1 protein-coding gene is annotated in these 388 nt (G+C 40.7%); it reads right to left on the bottom strand.

The window, feature by feature from the left end:
• Positions 1–388, bottom strand: a 388-nt coding sequence (locus AC1DJR_RS33850; protein WP_477004657.1) for a hypothetical protein, incomplete at both ends; no start/stop codon positions are given.

Here is a 388-nt window from a genome sequence, read left to right as displayed (position 1 = left end):
GTTTGATTTGCGCTCGTCCAACAATTTCTTGCGAAATCAAAGCATCGCGTCCTACAACATCTCGAATTGCACCTTCTTCCACAAGGAATAGCCCAATATGTGATGGAATATTACTCGCCATACTCATTCTGAAGCTGTTCGTACGAAGAACCGTCATAACTACATAGAGTCCCAAACTTGCTCCTTCTCGTAAAAGCTGATTTAACACAGATTCTATAGCTTCCTCTAAAGGACTCTCCTTAATTGAGTCAAAACCATCAACAATGGTAACAATCCCTGGCAACTGCTTTCCTGATTTCTCTTCATATTGAGACAGACTTGCGACACCATACTCTGTAAATGCGTCTTTTCGACTTTGAATTTCTTTGCGAATTCGTTTGAGGAACTT

It is taken from the genome of Bacillus sp. 05T31 (assembly GCF_056396725.1).
Note: the sequence above shows the minus strand (reverse complement) of the source record. Positions and strands in the feature narration are given on the sequence as shown.